At 74.1% G+C, this 17,307-nt stretch carries 18 protein-coding genes; 7 read left to right on the top strand and 11 right to left on the bottom strand.

The features are described 5' to 3' along the window. Positions 1-72 precede the first annotated feature (72 nt). The 6 genes from FHX31_RS23030 to FHX31_RS23055 all read right to left on the bottom strand — a co-directional run bounded on the left by FHX31_RS23030 (position 73) and on the right by FHX31_RS23055 (position 6,458). The gene (locus FHX31_RS23030) at positions 73-1,416 is read right to left on the bottom strand and encodes a phosphatidate cytidylyltransferase (RefSeq protein ID WP_184977174.1); all 1,344 of its coding nucleotides are present in this window, start codon (positions 1,414-1,416) and stop codon (positions 73-75) included. A gap of 254 nt (positions 1,417-1,670) precedes the next feature. Continuing rightward, a complete protein-coding gene (frr, locus tag FHX31_RS23035; protein WP_013284608.1) occupies positions 1,671-2,228 on the bottom strand; it encodes a ribosome recycling factor in 558 nt (185 codons plus the stop codon). 85 nt (positions 2,229-2,313) lie between these two features. Beyond that, the gene (gene pyrH / locus FHX31_RS23040; RefSeq protein WP_013284607.1) at positions 2,314-3,081 is read right to left on the bottom strand and encodes a UMP kinase; all 768 of its coding nucleotides are present in this window, start codon (positions 3,079-3,081) and stop codon (positions 2,314-2,316) included. Positions 3,082-3,238: 157 nt separating this feature from the next. Beyond that, entirely contained in the window at positions 3,239-4,066 is an 828-nt protein-coding gene (tsf, locus tag FHX31_RS23045) for a translation elongation factor Ts (protein ID WP_013284606.1), read from the bottom strand. Positions 4,067-4,194: 128 nt separating this feature from the next. Beyond that, entirely contained in the window at positions 4,195-5,061 is an 867-nt protein-coding gene (gene rpsB, locus FHX31_RS23050) for a 30S ribosomal protein S2 (protein WP_013474393.1), read from the bottom strand. A 332-nt stretch (positions 5,062-5,393) separates the two neighbouring features. Then, positions 5,394-6,458, bottom strand: coding sequence for a hypothetical protein (locus FHX31_RS23055; protein WP_013474392.1), 1,065 nt, complete (start codon positions 6,456-6,458; stop codon positions 5,394-5,396). Positions 6,459-6,762: 304 nt separating this feature from the next. Between FHX31_RS23055 and FHX31_RS23060 the strand changes: the two genes are divergently transcribed. The 3 genes from FHX31_RS23060 to FHX31_RS23070 are packed head-to-tail and all read left to right on the top strand — an operon-like array spanning position 6,763 to position 9,822. Next, positions 6,763-7,122, top strand: a complete 360-nt coding sequence (locus FHX31_RS23060) for a YraN family protein (protein ID WP_030269908.1) — start codon at positions 6,763-6,765, stop codon at positions 7,120-7,122. A 1-nt stretch (position 7,123) separates the two neighbouring features. Next, positions 7,124-8,644 (top strand): YifB family Mg chelatase-like AAA ATPase, encoded by a 1,521-nt coding sequence (locus tag FHX31_RS23065; protein ID WP_184977175.1) that lies wholly within the window; start codon positions 7,124-7,126, stop codon positions 8,642-8,644. Continuing rightward, positions 8,554-9,822 carry a DNA-processing protein DprA gene (locus FHX31_RS23070; RefSeq protein WP_486481722.1) on the top strand — a complete coding sequence of 423 codons (1,269 nt, stop codon included), beginning with the start codon at positions 8,554-8,556 and terminating at the stop codon, positions 9,820-9,822. The genes FHX31_RS23065 and FHX31_RS23070 overlap by 91 nt, the downstream gene beginning before the upstream one ends. A 5-nt stretch (positions 9,823-9,827) precedes the next feature. On the opposite strand, the gene FHX31_RS23075 is transcribed toward FHX31_RS23070, so the two are convergent. Then, a complete protein-coding gene (locus FHX31_RS23075; protein ID WP_013474376.1) occupies positions 9,828-10,169 on the bottom strand; it encodes a hypothetical protein in 342 nt (113 codons plus the stop codon). A 516-nt stretch (positions 10,170-10,685) separates the two neighbouring features. Between FHX31_RS23075 and FHX31_RS23080 the strand changes: the two genes are divergently transcribed. Next, a complete protein-coding gene (locus FHX31_RS23080) occupies positions 10,686-11,690 on the top strand; it encodes a tyrosine recombinase XerC (protein WP_184977848.1) in 1,005 nt (334 codons plus the stop codon). 89 nt (positions 11,691-11,779) lie between these two features. Beyond that, positions 11,780-12,961, top strand: a complete 1,182-nt coding sequence (locus FHX31_RS23085; RefSeq protein ID WP_184977177.1) for an aminotransferase class V-fold PLP-dependent enzyme — start codon at positions 11,780-11,782, stop codon at positions 12,959-12,961. A 13-nt stretch (positions 12,962-12,974) separates the two neighbouring features. Here the strand turns inward: FHX31_RS23085 and FHX31_RS23090 are convergent, their stop codons facing one another. Beyond that, complete coding sequence (locus FHX31_RS23090) at positions 12,975-13,658, bottom strand: M23 family metallopeptidase (RefSeq protein WP_402883769.1); 684 nt, start codon at positions 13,656-13,658, stop codon at positions 12,975-12,977. Positions 13,659-13,790: 132 nt separating this feature from the next. Between FHX31_RS23090 and FHX31_RS23095 the strand changes: the two genes are divergently transcribed. Together FHX31_RS23095 and FHX31_RS23100 are read left to right on the top strand one after the other, a co-directional pair. Then, entirely contained in the window at positions 13,791-14,450 is a 660-nt protein-coding gene (locus FHX31_RS23095; protein WP_013284597.1) for a class I SAM-dependent methyltransferase, read from the top strand. Continuing rightward, positions 14,447-15,553: a sulfite oxidase gene (locus FHX31_RS23100; protein WP_184977178.1), complete on the top strand. Its 1,107-nt coding sequence runs from the start codon at positions 14,447-14,449 to the stop codon at positions 15,551-15,553. The genes FHX31_RS23095 and FHX31_RS23100 overlap by 4 nt, the downstream gene beginning before the upstream one ends. A gap of 25 nt (positions 15,554-15,578) precedes the next feature. Here the strand turns inward: FHX31_RS23100 and FHX31_RS23105 are convergent, their stop codons facing one another. Genes FHX31_RS23105 through FHX31_RS23115 form a run of 3 tightly spaced genes read right to left on the bottom strand, consistent with a single transcriptional unit; the run spans position 15,579 to position 17,235 of the window. Next, positions 15,579-15,902, bottom strand: coding sequence for a DUF2469 domain-containing protein (locus FHX31_RS23105; RefSeq protein WP_011905215.1), 324 nt, complete (start codon positions 15,900-15,902; stop codon positions 15,579-15,581). Next, a complete protein-coding gene (locus FHX31_RS23110; protein ID WP_047894129.1) occupies positions 15,899-16,774 on the bottom strand; it encodes a ribonuclease HII in 876 nt (291 codons plus the stop codon). The genes FHX31_RS23105 and FHX31_RS23110 overlap by 4 nt, the downstream gene beginning before the upstream one ends. Then, the gene (locus FHX31_RS23115) at positions 16,768-17,235 is read right to left on the bottom strand and encodes an NUDIX hydrolase (RefSeq protein WP_184977179.1); all 468 of its coding nucleotides are present in this window, start codon (positions 17,233-17,235) and stop codon (positions 16,768-16,770) included. The genes FHX31_RS23110 and FHX31_RS23115 overlap by 7 nt, the downstream gene beginning before the upstream one ends. Positions 17,236-17,307 lie beyond the last annotated feature (72 nt).

Below are 17,307 nucleotides of genomic sequence, written 5' to 3' on the forward strand. Positions count from 1 at the left end.
CGCACCCGTCCGTACGTGTCGAATCGCCCCCGGCCACCCGGCCCGCAGCGGGTCGCCGCCGTGACGCATGCCTCAGTTCACCACCGGGACGAAGACGGCGAGCAGCAGGTAGGCCACCGGCACGGCGAACAGGATCGAGTCGAGCCGGTCCATCAGGCCGCCGTGCCCGGGCAGCAGGTTGCTCATGTCCTTGACGCCGAGATCCCGCTTGATCATCGACTCGGCGAGGTCACCGAGCACCGCCGAGACCGAGATCGCCATCCCGAACAACGCGCCCCACCAGGGCGCCACGTCGAACAACGCCCACAGCAGCGCCGCGCTGCCCGCCGCCGCGGCCGTCACCGAGCCGGCGAAGCCCTCCCAGGACTTCTTCGGGCTGATCGTGGGCGCCATCGGGTGCTTGCCGAACGACACGCCCGCGGCGTACCCGCCGGTGTCGGAGAGCACCACCGCAGCCAGCGTCACCAGCACCCGCAGGTGCCCGTCATCAGGCGCCGCCGCGAGCATGGCCGCGAATCCGGCGAGGAACGGCACGTACACCGCGATCAGGGTGGCCGCGGTCAGGTCGCGCTGGTAGTTGCCGGGCCCGTCGCCCAGCCGCCAGATCATCGTGCCCAGCACCGTGACCAGCAGGCCGAGGCAGAGCGCGTCGGGGCCCGCGTACCAGGCCAGGCCCACTGTGATCACGCCACCGGCGACGAGCGGCGCCAGCGGCGGGTGGGCGCCGCTGCGGCGTACCGCGCGGGCCATCTCCCAGATGCCGATCCCCACAGCGGTCGCCAGCACGGCGAGGAACGCCGGCATGAAGAAGAACAGCGGCACCACGACCGCCGCGCCGAGGGCCACCCCGACGCCGATCGCGGCCGGCAGGTTGCGCCCCGCCCGGGACGTCTTCGGCACGGTGGTCGGCGGACGCTCGGCGCTCGCCCGCCGGCGTCCCGGCCCGCGGCGGCCGGCCGGCGGCTCCGAGGCGGGCTCGTCGCGTACCGCCGGGATCTGCTCGGTGGGCTCGTCGCGCACCGGCGCGATCTGCGCGGTCGGGTACTCGTCGTCGCGGGCGGGCTCACCCCACGGGCCGTCGTGGTCCGGCCCGGCGGGCCGCCCACGGTCGCCGGCCGGCGGTCCGTCGTACCGGCCCGGGCCGTCGTGGTGCCGCGAGGTCGTCGGGTACGGCCCGGCGTAGGTGTCGGATCCGGTGTACGTGTCCGGCGTCGCGTACGTGTCCGGACCGGCATACGGGTCCGGGGCTGCTCCGGGACGCGCGTAGGTGTCCGGCTCGGCGGGGTGGGTGTGCGCGGCCGGGCCGGGCCGCCAGGGGCCGGGCTCCAGATCGGTGTCCGGCCAGGGCAGGGCCGGGGCGGCCGGGCGGTCCCAGCCACGCGACTCGGTGTTGCCGTAGGGGTCGGGGTGGGACATCACGCACCGGCAGCCGGTACGAGAGCCACCACATGACGCAAGACCAAGACCATCCCCTACCGGCGTGAGACTTCCTGTTGACCGACCGACGGCCGGGCGACTCCCGCCGTTCACCCCGTGGTGGTCGGGAATCGTGCCGAGCCTACTGCACCCGCCGCGGCCCCGAGGGTGTGCGCCGCCGGGCACGACGACGGCACCGGGCCGCCGCCCGGGCGGGCGACGGCGGCGCGGTGCCGTGCGAGGTACGCGGGTGCTCAGACTTCGAGCAGCTCGCTCTCCTTGTGCTTGACCAGCTCGTCGACTCCTGCGACGAAGCGCTGGGTCAGGTCGTCCAGCTCCTTCTCCGCGCGCCGGCCCTCGTCCTCGCCGACCTCGCCGTCCTTGACCAGGCGGTCCAGCTCCTCCTTGGCCTTGCGGCGGATGTTGCGGACGGCGACCTTGGCCTCCTCGCCCTTCTGCCGGGCGACCTTGATCATGTCGCGGCGCCGCTCCTCGGTCATCTGCGGCAGGACGATGCGGAGCTGGTTGCCCTCGTTGTTCGGGTTGGCCCCGAGGTCCGAGTCGCGGATCGCCTTCTCCATGGCGCCCAGCTGCGAGTTGTCGTACGGCTTGATGATCACCATGCGCGGCTCGGGCACCGCGATGGACGCCATCTGCGGCAGCGGGGTCGGGCTGCCGTAGTAGTCGATGACGATCCGGGAGAACATGGCGGCGTTGGCGCGTCCGGTACGGATGCCGCCGAACTCCTCCTTGGCGTGCTCGATGGCACGCTCCATCTTCTCCTCCGCCTCGAGGAGGGTGTCGTCGATCACCGGTCTCCTCGCCTCCTTCTGTCGCTCGTCGTGTGTGGTGCGGGTGCTGCCGTGGCAGAGGGACCGCTGCCGGCCGGCGGGCCGGTCAGGCGGTGATCAGGGTGCCGATCTTCTCGCCGCCGACGGCCCGGACGATGGTGTCGTCGCCCTGGGCGCCGAAGACCAGCATCGGCAGGCCGTTCTCCATGCAGAGGCTGAACGCGGCGGCGTCGGCCACCCGCAGGTTACGGCGCAGCACCTCGGAGAAGGTGATCGAGTCGAGCTTGCTCGCGGTCGGGTCGATCCGGGGGTCGGCGGTGTAGACCGCGTCCACGCCGTTCTTGCTCATCAGCACCACGTCCGCGCGGATCTCCAGCGCCCGCTGGGCGGCCACCGTGTCGGTGGAGAAGTACGGCATGCCGGCGCCCGCGCCGAAGATGACCACGCGGCCCTTCTCCAGGTGCCGGATCGCGCGCAGCGGGATGTACGGCTCGGCGACCTGGGCCATCGTGATGGCGCTCTGCACCCGGGTCTCGATGCCCTCCTTCTCCAGGAAGTCCTGGAGGGCCAGGCAGTTCATGACCGTGCCGAGCATGCCCATGTAGTCGGCGCGGGCGCGGTCCATGCCGCGCTTCTGCAGCTCGGCGCCGCGGAAGAAGTTGCCGCCGCCGACCACCACCGACACCTGCACGCCCCGGCGTACCACTGTGGCGATCTGGCGGGCGATGCCCTGCACGACGTCGGGGTCGACTCCGATCGCGCCACCGCCGAAGACCTCACCGGAGAGCTTCAGCACCACCCGGCGGGACCGACCGGGCGGAGGGGCGGTCGGGTCCTCCGCCGCCAGGCTCCGGTCACTCACAACCTGCGTCATCCGCCCCGCCCCTTCTCCCCGCGCATCGCGCGAGCGTCGCGTACGTGCCCCTGCCGACCCTATGTGACGAGGAGGCCGCGGTGCCTGTCGCGTACACCGGCGGCCTCCTCGTCGACGTTCTCCCCTGTGCCCGGGCCGGACGGCCCGGTGCGGCGGCTCAGGCCTGGCCGACCTCGAACCGCAGGAAGCGGGTCACCTCGATGCCGGCGTCGGCCAGCACCTGCTTGACGGTCTTCTTGTTGTCGGCGACCGACGACTGCTCCAGCAGGACGAAGTCCTTGAAGAAGGCGTTGACCCGGCCCTCGACGATCTTCGGCAGCGCCGCCTCGGGCTTGTTCTCCTCGCGGGCGGTCTGCTCGGCGATGCGCCGCTCGGACTCGACGGTCTCGGCCGGCACCTCGTCGCGGGTGAGGTACTTCGGCCGCATCGCGGCGATCTGCATGGCCACGGCGCGCGCGTCGGCGTCGGCCGCCTCATCGCTCTTGCCGGTGAACTCGACCAGCACGCCGACCGCCGGGGGCAGGTCCTGGCTCTTGCGGTGCATGTAGACCGCAGTGGTGCCGTCCAGCTTGGCGAAGCGGTTGAGCACCAGCTTCTCGCCGATCTTGGCGGACTGCTCCTGGATCAGGTCGGCCACGCTCTTGCCGTCGATGCTGCTGGCGAGCAGCTCCTCGGCGTTGGTGGCGCCGCTGGCCACGCCGTGCTCGACCAGCTGCTGGGCCAGCGCGATGAAGGCGTCGTTCTTGGCGACGAAGTCGGTCTCGCAGTTGAGCTCGAGCAGCGCCTGGCCGGAGTGGGCGATCAGGCCGTTGGCGGCGGTGCGCCCGGCCCGCTTGCCGACGTCCTTGGCGCCCTTGACGCGCAGGATCTCGACGGCCTTGTCGAAGTCGCCCTCGGCCTCGGTCAGCGCCTTCTTGGAGTCCATCATGCCGGCGCCGGTGAGGTCGCGGAGCTTCTTGACGTCCGCGGCGGTGAAGTTGGACATGACTCTCTCTTCGATGTCAGTGAGGTGGTCTGGGGTGCTGGTTACCCGGTTCCGGGCCGGTTCTGCCCGGCGTACCCGTCACGCCCCCACCGCCGGGAATCGCCGACGGTGGGGACGCGACGGCGAGATCACTCCGCGGAGGCGGTCGCCGGCTGCTCGGCGGCAGGCGCGGCCGGCTCGGCGGCGGCGGGCTGCTCGTCGGCCTTCTTCGGCTCCTCGAGCAGCTCGCGCTCCCACTCGGCCAGCGGCTCGTCGGCGCCGACCTGGCCGGCCTCGGGCTTCTCGTCCGCGCCCCGGTTGCGGCCGGAACGGGCGATCAGACCGTCGGCGACGGCGGCGGCCACGACCTTGGTCAGCAGCTCGGCCGAGCGGATGGCGTCGTCGTTGCCCGGGATCGGGAAGTCGACCTCGTCCGGGTCGCAGTTGGTGTCGAGCACCGCGATCACCGGGATGCCCAGCTTGCGGGCCTCGTCGACGGCGATGTGCTCCTTCTTGGTGTCGACGATCCAGACCGCGGCCGGGAGCTTCTGCATGTCCCGCAGACCACCGAGGGTCTTGGTGAGCTTGATCTTCTCGCGGGAGAGCTGGAGCGTCTCCTTCTTGGTGTAACCGGCGGCGGTGCCGCTCAGGTCACCCAGAGCCTCCAGCTCCTTCATCCGCTGGAGCCGCTTGTACACGGTCTGGAAGTTGGTCAGCATGCCACCGAGCCAGCGGTGGTTGACGTACGGCTGGCCGACCCGGGTCGCCTGCTCGGCGATGGCCTCCTGGGCCTGCTTCTTGGTGCCGACGAACAGGATGCTGCCGCCACCGGCGACGGTGGTGCGGACGAACTCGTACGCCTTCTCGATGTAGTCGAGCGTCTGGCGCAGGTCGATGATGTAGATACCGTTGCGCTCGGTGAAGATGAAGCGCTTCATCTTCGGGTTCCAGCGGCGGGTCTGGTGCCCGAAGTGCACACCGCTTTCCAGCAGCTGACGCATGGTCACGACGGCCATGGTGGGTTACTCCTACGTTGTCCCTGGTTGTCCGTCCAGCCGGCGGCCGGACGCCTGGCGCCCGATCGCCGGCCAGGGTGGGCCCGGTACGTCAGACCGGGACCAGGGAGGCCGTCGCCCCACGGAGGAGACCGTGGAGAGGGCACGCGAGGTCGACCGCACGAGGCGGTCGCCAGTCAACCAGTGTACGCGCCCTCTCCGCTGTACGACCTCCGGGTGCAGAGACCGGCCTGATCGACTCCAGGTGCGCCTTGATCGGCTCCGGGACGGCGAAGTGGCGGCGTCACCCTGTCGGTGACACCGCCACTACGGCGTACCGGGGTCGGGCCGTCTCAGCCCGCCGCGAGGGCGGCGGCGAGGAACAGCACCAGCCCGACGGTCAGGTACGCCGTCGGCGGGCGCAGCCAGCCCCGGCTGCCGTCGGCGAGCGCCAGCCCGCCGGTGCGCAGCCCGTACAGGCCGGTGCCGAAGATCGGCAGGCCGACCACCAGGAAGATGCCCACCACCACGTGCGACGTCGACACCGGGTCGCCGAACAGGCCGTGCAGCAACACCCGTACCGCCGGCACCTCCAGCACCAGCACCATCACCGCCAGCAGCACCGCCAGCGCGGGGCGCCGGGTCCGGTAGACGCCGTCACCGGGCGGCGGCCCGTCCGGACGCGGCAGCACCGCGGGCATCGGGCCGGTCGGCATCTCCAGCGGATTCGGGGTCGCGGCCGGCTGGGCCGGACCACCCGGACGCTCACCGATCCGCAGCGGGGTGGCCTCACCGGGGTTCAGCCGCGCCGCGGCGGTCGCCTCGGCTCCGCCGTCCGCGCCCGCGGTACCAGGCGCCGGCTCGACGACCGGGTAGCCGCCGATCGGGCTGAGCCGGGGTTTGTCGACGCCGCCGACAGTGCTGCGGGCGTCGACGCCGGCGCCACCGGCCGGGTCGCTGCCGTGGGCGATGAGGCCGTACGGGTCGGTGCCCGCCGGGGCCGCGCCGGTCAGCGGGGCGGTCGCCGGCGTACCGAGCGTGCTCGACAGCGGGTTGCCGTGCGCGGCGGTGCCGAGCGCGTCGACGCCGCTGCGGGACACCGTGCCGAGCGGGTCGGCCGCCGACTCGCGTGCGGCGCGACGGCCGGCGCGCGATCCGGGCAGCTCACCGGAGACCTCCGGGTCGTCCGGACGCTGCGACCGCCAGCTGCTCGTGTCGTCCACCAGCGGATCGGCGGCGGAGTACCGGCCCGGCTCGGCGTACCGGTTCTCACCGGCGCGCTGCTCGGGCGTGCGGTAGTCGTCGTCGCGGTAGCGGGGCTCGCCCGCGGCGCGCCAGTCCGACTCGTATCCCCGGTCGCCCCATCGCGACCCCTGCTCATCCTCGGAGTAGCTCCGTCGTCCGTCCACGACCGGCACGGTATGCGACGGGCACCAGCCGCGCCATTCGGGTCTCCTGGGGATCGGCCCAGGTCAGCACCGATGCCGCCGGGTCGCCGACGGGACACGGTCAGTAGCCGTAGGGCGTGAACGTCGGCGCGCCGTCCGGGTACGGGAAGTCGTCGGGGAAGGCGGGCACCACCCACTCGCGGTTCAGCACGGCGACCAGGCTCCGTAGCAGATCGGACCCATGATCGTCGTTCCGTCCACAAGCCCACCCCTGTCCACAGGCAACCGATCCGCGTCCCCCGCGACAGTGGCCTCCGGTCGCATCCTGGCCGGCATGACGAACCGGAACCGAGCCGTCGGGGCGTACGGCGAGCGGTGCGCGCTACGGCACCTGATCGAGACGGGCCTGCGCCCGGTCGCCCGCAACTGGCGCTGCCCCGAGGGCGAGATCGACATCATCGCCTGGGAGGGCCCGGTCCTCGCCATCTGCGAGGTCAAGACCCGCCGGAGCGAGCAGTTCGGCTCCCCCGCCGAGGCCGTCGTGCGGGCCAAGGCCCGCCGGCTGCGCGGCCTGGCCGCGCGCTGGCTCGCCGAGACCGGCACCACCGCCGCCGAGGTCCGCTTCGACGTGCTCTCCGTCCGGCTCCCGCTCACCGGCCCCGCCCGCGTCGAGCACCTCCGCGGCGCGTTCTGACATGGGGTACGCGAAGGTGCTGAGCGTCGGCCTGGCCGGAGTCGCCGGGCATCTCGTCGAGGTCGAGGCCGACCTGGCTCCCGGACTGCCCGCGGTGATCATCTCCGGTCTGCCGGACACCGCGTTGCACGAGGCGCGCGACCGGGTCCGCGCCGCGATCGTCAACTCCGGCCAGAAGTGGCCCAACCGCCGCATCACGCTCAACCTGCTCCCCGCCACCCTGCCGAAGTACGGCTCGGCGTTCGACCTCGCCATCGCGCTCGCCGTCCTGGCCGGCTCGGGCGAACTGCCACCGGTCGCCCTGGACGCCACAGTCGTGCTCGGCGAACTCGGCCTCGACGGCGCGGTACGCCCCGTCCGCGGCACGCTGCCGATGGTCGCCGCCGCCGCCCGCGCCGGGCACACCCGCGTCGTCGTACCCGCCGGCAACGCCGCCGAGGCGGCAGTCATCCCGGGCGTACGCGTGCACGCGGTCGACACGCTGCACCGGCTCGTCGCCCACGTCCGCGACGGCAGTCCGCTGCTCGCCCCACCCGCCCACGTCCCGGCCTGCGGCCCGGCCGGGCCCGACCTGGTCGACGTGGCCGGGCAGCCGCTCGGGCGGCGTGCCCTGGAGATCGCCGCCGCGGGGGGCCACCACCTCGCGCTGTTCGGTCCGCCCGGCGCCGGCAAGACCATGCTCGCCGAACGGCTGCCGTCGATCCTGCCCGAACTGGACGACGAGGCAGCCCTGGAGGTGACGGCGCTGCACTCGATCGCCGGCCTGCTGCCACCCGGTGGCGGGCTGCTGCGCCGTCCCCCGTTCCAGGCGCCGCACCACACCGCCACGGTGCCCGCGCTCGTCGGAGGCGGTTCCGGGCTGGCCCGGCCCGGCGCGGTGTCGCTCGCCCACCGTGGGGTCCTGTTCCTGGACGAGGCGCCCGAGTTCAGCAAGGGTGCGCTGGAGGCGTTGCGGCAGCCGCTGGAGAGCGGCCGGGTGCGGGTGGCGCGTACCCAGGGTGCCACCGAGTACCCGGCCCGCACCCAACTGGTGCTGGCGGCCAACCCCTGTCCGTGCGCGAAGCCCTCCGGCGACGTCGACTGCGAGTGCCCGCCCCTGGCCCGGCGACGCTACCTGGGACGGTTGTCGGGTCCGCTGCTCGACCGGGTGGACGTGCAGGTCCGGTTGACGGCGGTACGCGCGGCGGAGCTGCTGAGCACCGACGCCGCGCAGGAGTCCTCGGCCACCGTCGCCGCCCGGGTCGTCGCCGCGCGGCACGCCGCCGCCGATCGCTGGGCGGCCACCGGGCATCGGGTGAACGCCGACGTCCACGGCCCGTACCTGCGCCGGCCGCCGTGGCACCTGCCGGCCCGGGTCACCACGGATCTGCGCCGCCGGCTCGACACCGGATCGCTGTCCGCGCGCGGCTACGACCGCGTACTCCGTCTCGCCTGGACCATCGCGGACCTGGACGGGCGGGACCGGCCCGGCCACGACGACGTCGCGGAGGCCATCCAGCTCAGGACCGGGGAGGTCGCGTGAGCGCCGACGACCGCCGGCTGGCGCGGGTCGCGCTCACCTGGCTCGCCGAGCCCGGCACCCGGTCGGTGTACGCACTGGTCGAGCGGCTCGGCCCGGTCGCCGCACTCGACCTGCTGCTGTCCGGCGGGGCGCCGGAACGGACGCTGCGGTCGGCCGTCGCGGCGCGCGGCGCCGCCGGTGACGCCCGGACGGTCGCCGCCGACGCGCTGGCCCGCGGCGAACGGCTCGGCGCCCGCCTGGTCACCCCGGAGGACGACGAGTGGCCGGCTCAGGTCGGCGACCTGCGCCGGCTGGCGCTCTCCGGTGCCACCCGGCGGGTCGACGTGGAGACCGATCCGCCGCTCTGTTTCTGGGTACGCGGAGCGTGGTCGCTCGGTGAGGCGCTGGCGCGCTCGGTGGCGGTGGTCGGCGCGCGGGCGGCAACCCCCTACGGCGCGCACATCGCCACCGAGCTGGGCTACGGCCTGGCCGACCGGGAGTGGACAGTCGTGTCCGGTGGGGCGTTCGGCATCGACGCCGCCGCACATCGCGGGGCGCTGACAGCGGGCGGCCGCACCGTCGCCGTGCTCGCCTGCGGCGTGGACCGCCCGTACCCGATGGGCAACGCCGCGCTGTTCGACCGGATCGCCGAGACCGGCCTCCTGGTGAGCGAATGGATTCCGGGCGCGGAGCCGCTGCGTCCGCGGTTCCTCATCCGCAACCGGGTCATAGCGGCGGCGACGAACGGCACTGTCCTCGTCGAGGCCGCCGCGCGCAGCGGCGCGACCCAGACGCTCAACCGGGCGCTCGGCCTGCGCCGGCCGGCGATGGTGGTGCCGGGGCCGGTGACCTCAGCGATGTCGGTCGGCGGGCACGAGGTGCTGCGGGAGCGGCCGGAGGCGCGGCTGGTCACCAACGTCGCGCACGTGCTGGAGGAGGTGGGACGGATCGGGTACGACCTGGCCCCGCCAGCCCGGGCCCCCGAGCGTCCTCGGGACCGGCTCGACGAGGAGGCCACCCAGGTGCTGGAGGCGCTACCCCGCCGCCGAACGCTCGACCTGGAGAGCGTCGCGGCGCGCGCAGGGGTGGACCTGCGCACCGCCATGCGCAAGCTGTCCATGCTGGAGGAACTGGCGATGGTGGTACGCCGCGACGACGGCTACGCGCTCGCACCGCCACCACCGGTCGCCCGCTCGTGAGCGGGTCAGTCGCCCTCGAACCGGATCTCGGCGTCAAGGCGCTCCGCACATCGGCGGACGAGCCGGGCCAGCCGGTGGACGTGGTCGACCTCGGCCGGCGCCCCGGCCACCTCGGCGAGGCACCGCAGCTCGGCGAGCAGTTGCGGCATCCGCTCGGCGCTCACTGTCAGCTCACCGAGCGGGTCGACACGGTCGAGCAGCGGGGTCCGGCCACCGCCGCGGACACGCTTGAGCAGGTCGAGCAGCACGTCCTGCGGGTCCGCCACGGCCTCGATCGAGACGTACGCGGGCCGCCGACGACCGTTGCCCGCCGATATCTGCCGGTAGAGGACGGCGTCCACTCCCACTCTCGGCCCTCCTCGTACCGGCGCCACCGTCACGGGGACGCGTTCGCCTGATCGCGGCCGGATCGACCCTCCGTCGGGGCCGGCTCGGCCACGCTGCCCGCCGGTCGCCGCACAGGAGTGTGCCGCAGCATGAGTTTCCCCTGTCCAGACCGGCTTCTGCCACCCCGCTCAGCGCGTCGGCACCTATCCCACGCCGGAAGGACCCGGCCGACGTGGCGGACGGCACAACCCACGGGCGACGGGCCGGCACCGCGAAGGCCGAAGCGACGGCCGGACCGGCACGGCGGCCAGGCGACTCCACGGCGGGGAACGGGGCGGAGTGGGGCGGCCGGGCGACTGAACGGCGAGGGCGGTGTGGCGGCGGGCGGCACGGCGCACGGCGGCGCTCCGGCCTTACGCTGGGGCGGTGATCGCCGGCCGCCTCCCCCGCCGCGACCCCGTACGCCTGGGTCGGGTGCCGCAGTGAGCAAGCGGCAGCGCGGCACCCGGGAGGCGCACGAGGAACTGCCCGCCTCGATGCGCGAGGCGGTGGACGACTTCGCCGACCACCTGTCGCGGGTGCGCAACCGCTCCGTCCACACCGTCCGGGCCTACGTCACGGATCTGGTGTCGCTGCTGGACCACGCCGTCCGGATGGGCTGCGCCGAACTGCCGGAGCTGGACCTCGCCGTGGTGCGCAGCTGGCTGGCGAAGCAGCGGACCATGGGCGCGGCCCGGACGACGATGGCGCGGCGCGCCGCCGCGGCCCGGACGTTCAGCGCCTGGGCGCACCGGACCGGCCTGCTCGCCGACGACGTGGCCGCGCCGCTGGCCAGCCCTCGGGCCCGGCGGGAACTGCCCACCGTGCTGCGGGCCGACCAGGCCGCTGCTCTGGTGGAGGCCCCGTCGCGGCAGCGCCGGAGCCCGCCCGGGGCCGACCGCTCGACGGTCCACCCCGAGGGCACCGGGCTCGGACGCGACCACGGAACGGCCGCCGAACCGGCATCCGGCGAACCGGCCGGCGACGGACCGCCCGACGCGGTGCTGCTGCGCGACCGGCTGCTGCTGGAACTGCTCTACGGCACCGGGGTACGCATCAGCGAGGCGTGCGGCCTGGACGTCAGCGATGTCGACCAGGCTCGCCGGGTGGTACGCGTGCTGGGCAAGGGCGGGCGGGAGCGGGCGGTGCCCTACGGGGTGCCGGCCCAGCGGGCCCTTGACGCCTGGCTGCGCGACGGCCGGCCCGCACTGCTGGCCCCGGGCTCGGGCCGGGCGCTTCTGCTCGGGGCGCGGGGTGGACGGCTCAACCCGACCACCGCGCGACGGATCGTGTCCGGCTGGGCCGGTGCCGCCGGGGTACCGCGGGTGACGCCGCACGGGCTGCGCCACTCGGCAGCGACGCACCTGCTCGAAGGGGGCGCGGACCTGCGCGCCGTGCAGGAGTTGCTGGGGCACTCGTCGCTCGCCAGCACCCAGATCTACACGCACGTCTCGGTCGAGCGGCTCCGCGCCGCGTACCGGCAGGCGCACCCCCGCGCCTGACCGCCGAGAGCGCGCAGGCAGCGTCGGTGGCACCGGTCAGCGGGCGGAATCCGGCCGGCGCATGATCCATCTCGGGCTAGGATCGACTGATGACGGTGCCGCAGCCACCCGAGCCGATTCCCGGGGCTCGGCTGCTCTTCTCCCTCGATCCGTCCGTCAGTCACCTCAACCACGGATCGTTCGGCGCCGTACCGATCGCCGTGCAACGCGCCCAGCAGCGCCTGCGCGACGAGATGGAGGCCAACCCGCTGCGGTTCTTCACGCAGGGCCTGGTCGACCGGATCGCCCACGCCCGGCGGCACCTGGCCACGTTCCTCGGCGCCGAACCGGAGGGCACCACGCTCGTCGGCAACGCCACCACTGGCGCGGCCGTGGTGTTGCAGTCGCTGGCGCTGCGCCCGGGCGACGAGATCGTGACCACCGACCACGGGTACGGGGCGGTGGCGCTCTCGGTCGCCAGGGAGTGCGGCCGCACCGGGGCGGTGCACCGCACCCTGCCGGTGCCGTTGACCGCCACCGACGAGGAGGTGGTGGAGATCCTCCGCACCGGGCTGCGCCCCGGTCGTACCAGGCTGCTGATCGTGGACCAGCTCACCTCCCCGACCGCCCGGCTGTTCCCCACCGCGGCGATCGTCGCGGTGGCCCGGGAGCAGGGCGTGCCGGTGCTGGTGGACGCCGCCCACGCGCCGGGCATGCTGCCGGCCACCGTCGCCTCGGTCGGCGCCGACTTCTGGGTCGGCAACCTGCACAAGTGGGCGTACGCGCCACGCGGCACCGCCGTGCTCGTGGTGGCGCCGCAGTGGCGGGAGAAGATCCAGCCGCTCGTCGTCTCGTGGGAGCAGGACAGCGGCTTCCCGGTTCGTGTCGAGTGGCAGGCGACGCTCGACTACACCGGTTGGCTGGCCGCCCCGGTGGGCCTGTTCACGTTGCGCAGCCTCGGCGTGGACCGGGTACGCGCGCACAACGCGGCGCTGGCCGCGTACGGGCAACGGGTCGTCGGGGACGCGCTCGGTGTGGCGCCAGAGCGGCTGCCGGAGCCCGGCGGACCGGCGGTCGCCATGCGGCTCGTGCCGCTGCCGCCCGGTGTCGCGACGACGCTGGACGCGGCCCGGGAGCTGCGGGCCCGGATCGCGGACCGGCTCTCCGCCGAGGTGTCGATCGCCGGCTGGAACGGGCGCGGCTACCTGCGGTTGTGCGGCCAGGTCTACAACACCCCCGACGAGTACGACCGGCTGGCCGTCCGGCTGCCCACGCTGCTCGCCCAGGGCTGAGCAACACAACCGATCACCCGGCGGGGACGGGGTGCAGCGGCAGCAACCGGACGCGACCGAGCCCGAGCAGGGCCAGCGGATCGAGGTACTCCGCGTCGCGTCGCAGTCCCCAGTGCAGGCAGGCCGCCTCGGCGCAGCCCCGATGCCCGGCGAGCAGGTCGCCGACCGGCGTGCCGGCGTCCACAGGGGTACCGGCGGTGAGCCGGGAGCGGACCGGTTCGTATGTGGTGCGCAGCCCGTCGGAATGGCCGACAGTGAGCACCGGCCGGCCGGCGACGGTGCCGGCGAACAGGACGGTCCCGGCGCCGGCCGCCAGCACCGGCGCACCCGGCTCGGCCGCGAGGTCGACGCCCCGGTGCCCGGACAGCCAGGGCTGCGGCGGCGGGTCGAAGCGCCGCACCACCCGGGGCGCGCCCGGCAGCGGCCACCGGAACGGCCCCGCAGGCGCACCCCGAAGTCCCGCAGCCGAGCCGCCCGCCGCCGAAGCACCAGGAGCCGGGGCACCCGCTGATGCGGAACCATCCGGCCCACGCGCGGGTGCAGCCGGAGACGGCCCGACCGAGTAGACCCCGACCCGGGACGACAACGGCGACGGCCCGGCCGAGGGCGACGGCACCACGGCCCGGGACGGCGCGAGGGCGCCCGGCAGGCAGACGACGAGGAACAACACCACGGCGTAAGAGATCGAGGAACGCACGCCGACCACCCTGCCCACCCCGGGCACCCTCCCGCGCACCCCACCCGCCGGCCCTGTGGACGACGCTCCGACTGTGGACGAGCGCCGAAATCGGGGCCGATCTGCTACGGCCCGGACGCCTATGCTGGCCGGGTGACGAAGGACTGGTACGCCTGGCACAGCGACTACGACCAGCCCGAGTCCGCACTGGCCCGGCGGCTCGCCGAGGTGCGGCAGCGTGTCTCCGACGCCCTCGATGCGGCGCCGCCCGGTCCGCTGCGCGCGCTGAGTCTCTGCGCGGGTCAGGGCCGCGACCTGATCCCGGTGCTGGCCGCCCATCCCCGGGGCGCCGACGTGACCGCCCGCCTGGTCGAACTGGATCCGCGCAACGCCGATCCGGCCCGCCGCGCCGCCGCCGACGCCGGGCTCACCGGCGTGGAGGTGGTGACCGGGGACGCCTCGCTGACCGACCGCTACGCCGATCTGGCCCCGGCGGATCTGGTGCTGGTCTGCGGCATCTTCGGCAACATCAGCGACGACGACATCCGGGAAACGGTGCGGCACTGCGCCTCGCTCTGCGCCACCGGCGCCACGGTGCTGTGGACGCGGCACCGGCGCGAGCCGGACCTGGTGCCGGTCATCTGCGAGTGGTTCGCCGAGGAGGGCTTCGCGCCGGTCGCGGTGAACAGCCCGGCCGACGGTGTGGGCGTCGGCGCGCACCGCTTCACCGGCACGCCCCGCCCGCTGGCGCCAGGCGTGCGGATGTTCACGTTCGTGGGCTACGACGTGCTGGAGCGGACGGAGCAGGCATGACCACAGTGGACGACGTCAGCCGGCCCTCGCGGGTGGCCGGGCCGGACGAGGCGATCAGCGCCGAGGAGCTTCAGCTCGCCGCGCGTAACCACGGCATCCCGCTGGAGGCGCTGCGGTACGACGTGACCCCGGCGGGCCTGCACTACCTGCTCATCCACTACGACATCCCGGACGTCGACCCGGCCGCGTACGCGCTGAGCGTGTCCGGCGCGGTCGAGCGTCCACTGCGGCTGGACCTGGCGGCGCTGCGCGACCGGCCCCGGGTGACCCACCGCGTGACGCTGGAGTGCGCCGGCAACGGCCGGGCGCTGCTGCATCCCCGCCCGGTGAGCCAGCCCTGGCTGGTGGAGGCGGTGGGCAACGCCGAGTGGACCGGTACGCCGCTGGCGCCGCTGCTGCGCGAGGCCGGCCTGTCCGACGACGCGGTGGACGTGGTGTTCACCGGCGCGGACCACGGGGTGGAGCGCGGCGTCGAGCAGGACTACCAGCGGGCGCTGCCGGTGGCCGACGCGCTGCGCGAGGAGGTGCTGCTGGCGTACGAGATGAACGGCGCTCCCCTGCTGCCGCAGCACGGCGCGCCGCTGCGCCTGATCGTGCCCGGCTGGTACGGCATGGCGCACGTGAAGTGGCTGCGCGACATCACTGTGACGACCGAGCCGTTCGACGGCTACCAGAACGCGGTGGCCTACCGGCTGCGGCGCGACGCCGACGACCCGGGCGTGCCGGTGACCCGGATCGAGCCGCGTGCGCTGGTGCGTCCGCCCGGGTTCCCGGACTTCATGTCCCGCACCCGGGTGCTGCGGCCCGGACCGTGCACTCTGGACGGCCGGGCCTGGTCCGGCCACGCGCCGGTGACCTCGGTCGAGGTGACGGTGGACGGCGGCGAGACGTGGACACCGGCGGTCCTGGACGGGCCGGCCGGGGGCGAGTGGGCGTGGCGCCGGTGGTCGGTCAGGTGGACGGCGACGCCGGGGCGGTACGTGCTCGGCGCCCGGGCGACCGACGCGTCGGGGCGTACCCAGCCGGTCGAGCAGCCGTGGAACCGGGGCGGGTTCGCGAACAACCTGGTGCAGCGGGTCGAGGTGGTCGTGCCGGCGGAGTGATCCGAGGGCGTTCAGCCGCCCGTGGTCAGCTCCCGAATCCGGAATCTGCGGGAAGCGAGATGTCGGGCTTTTCGAGCTCTTCCACATTGACGTCCTTGAACGTCATCACTCGAACATTCTTGACGAAACGGGCAGGACGGTACATGTCCCACACCCAGGCGTCGTGCATCTCGACCTCGAAGTAGACCTCGCCGTCGGAGTTGCGCACGTGCAGGTCGACCTGGTTGGCCAGGTAGAAACGGCGCTCGGTCTCCACCACGTAGGAGAACTGGCGGACGATGTCCCGGTACTCCCGGTAGAGCTGCAGCTCCATCTCGGTCTCGTACTTCTCGAGATCTTCCGCGCTCATCGCACTCCGCCTTCCATGACCACATCTTCCCCCACCGACGCCGGAGGTCGCGGCTGCTCGCCCAACGCCACGCCGACGGTACCCCCTGACGCGCCGCAGTGCCCCATCGGCTCGTCCGGGCGGCCGGCGAACGCTCCGGGCCCGAGACCCGGCAGCCCGGCCGCGGGCTCGGGCCGCGCCGCGTCGGCGCCCGCCGGGCGGCGGGCGCGGGGAGGCCGGCCGTCCCGTCCGGAGACGGCGGCCACGTTCACGTACGAGAAGCGGTGTTCCCGGCAGGGCCCGAGCGCGCGCAGGGCGGCGCTGTGCTCGGCGGTGATGTAGCCCTTGTGCTCGGCGAAGCCGTAGCCGGGGAACCGCCCGTCCAGTTCCACCATGATCCGGTCCCGGGTGACCTTCGCGAGCACGCTCGCCGCCGCCACACACGCGGCCACCCGGTCACCCTTCCAGACCGCCAGGCCCGGCACGTCCAGCCCGTCGACGCCGAAGCCGTCGGTCAGCACGTACTCGGGGCGGGTGGTGAGCGAGGCGAGCGCCCGGCGCATCGCGGCGAGGTTGCACACGTGCAGCCCGCGGGCGTCGACCTCTTCGGCCGGGATGACCACCACGGCGTACGCCAGGGCCCGCGCCACCACCTCGTCGTGGACGCGCTCGCGTGCGGCGGGGGTGAGCAGCTTCGAGTCGGCCAGCTCGTCGATCTCGCCGCGCCGGCCCTCGGGCAGGATAGCGGCGGCGGCCACCAGCGGCCCGGCGCAGGCGCCCCGGCCGGCCTCGTCGGCGCCCGCCACGTGCCGGAAGCCACGCCGTTGCAGGGCGCGCTCCAGCGCGTAGAGGCCGCCGTCGCGGCGGACCACGGTGCGCGGCGGGGTCAGCATGCGCCGCCTCCCGCCAGCACGGCGCCGAGCCGGCCGGGCAGGTCCGGCGGGTAGTAGCGCTCGGCGGTGGCGGCCAGCTCGGCGACCGGCCACCAGCGGTGCCCGTGCACGCTCGCCCGTTCGACGTCGTTGAAGCCGGTCGTGTCGACGTCCCAGCCCGTCACCCGGACCAGGTAGAACTGCTGTTCCTGGCGGTACCAGACGCCGTCGAACGGGAACTCGACGGTCTCCGACCAGACCGGCGCGCCCAGTTCGGCCGGGGCCAGCCGCAGGCCGGTCTCCTCGGCCAGCTCCCGGGCGGCGCCGTCGGCCGGGGACTCCCCCGGGTCCAGCCCACCGCCGGGGGTGAACCAGTAGCGGTGACCCGGCCGGGCCGGATCACTGCCCTCGAAGAGCAGCACCCGGTCGGACGCGTCGACCAGCAGCACCCGGGCCGCGCGACGAGGGGTGTAGACGGTCACCGCACCAGCCTGCCAGACGCCTGCGACGAACGACCACGCCCTCCCGCCGTCGAGGCGTGGCAGGCGGGCCGG

This window comes from Micromonospora sp. CNZ286 (assembly GCF_014207755.1).

What these genes read in the sequence shown, in the direction of transcription:
- FHX31_RS23030 (WP_184977174.1), bottom strand. Translation starts at nt 1,416, where the DNA reads ATGTCCCACCCCGACCCCTACGGCAACACCGAGTCGCGTGGCTGGGAC.
- pyrH (WP_013284607.1), bottom strand. Translation starts at nt 3,081, where the DNA reads ATGACGCAGGTTGTGAGTGACCGGAGCCTGGCGGCGGAGGACCCGACC.
- tsf (WP_013284606.1), bottom strand. Translation starts at nt 4,066, where the DNA reads ATGTCCAACTTCACCGCCGCGGACGTCAAGAAGCTCCGCGACCTCACC.
- rpsB (WP_013474393.1), bottom strand. Translation starts at nt 5,061, where the DNA reads ATGGCCGTCGTGACCATGCGTCAGCTGCTGGAAAGCGGTGTGCACTTC.
- FHX31_RS23060 (WP_030269908.1), top strand. Translation starts at nt 6,763, where the DNA reads ATGACGAACCGGAACCGAGCCGTCGGGGCGTACGGCGAGCGGTGCGCG.
- FHX31_RS23065 (WP_184977175.1), top strand. Translation starts at nt 7,124, where the DNA reads ATGGGGTACGCGAAGGTGCTGAGCGTCGGCCTGGCCGGAGTCGCCGGG.
- FHX31_RS23080 (WP_184977848.1), top strand. Translation starts at nt 10,686, where the DNA reads ATGCGCGAGGCGGTGGACGACTTCGCCGACCACCTGTCGCGGGTGCGC.
- FHX31_RS23085 (WP_184977177.1), top strand. Translation starts at nt 11,780, where the DNA reads ATGACGGTGCCGCAGCCACCCGAGCCGATTCCCGGGGCTCGGCTGCTC.
- FHX31_RS23100 (WP_184977178.1), top strand. Translation starts at nt 14,447, where the DNA reads ATGACCACAGTGGACGACGTCAGCCGGCCCTCGCGGGTGGCCGGGCCG.
- FHX31_RS23105 (WP_011905215.1), bottom strand. Translation starts at nt 15,902, where the DNA reads ATGAGCGCGGAAGATCTCGAGAAGTACGAGACCGAGATGGAGCTGCAG.
- FHX31_RS23110 (WP_047894129.1), bottom strand. Translation starts at nt 16,774, where the DNA reads ATGCTGACCCCGCCGCGCACCGTGGTCCGCCGCGACGGCGGCCTCTAC.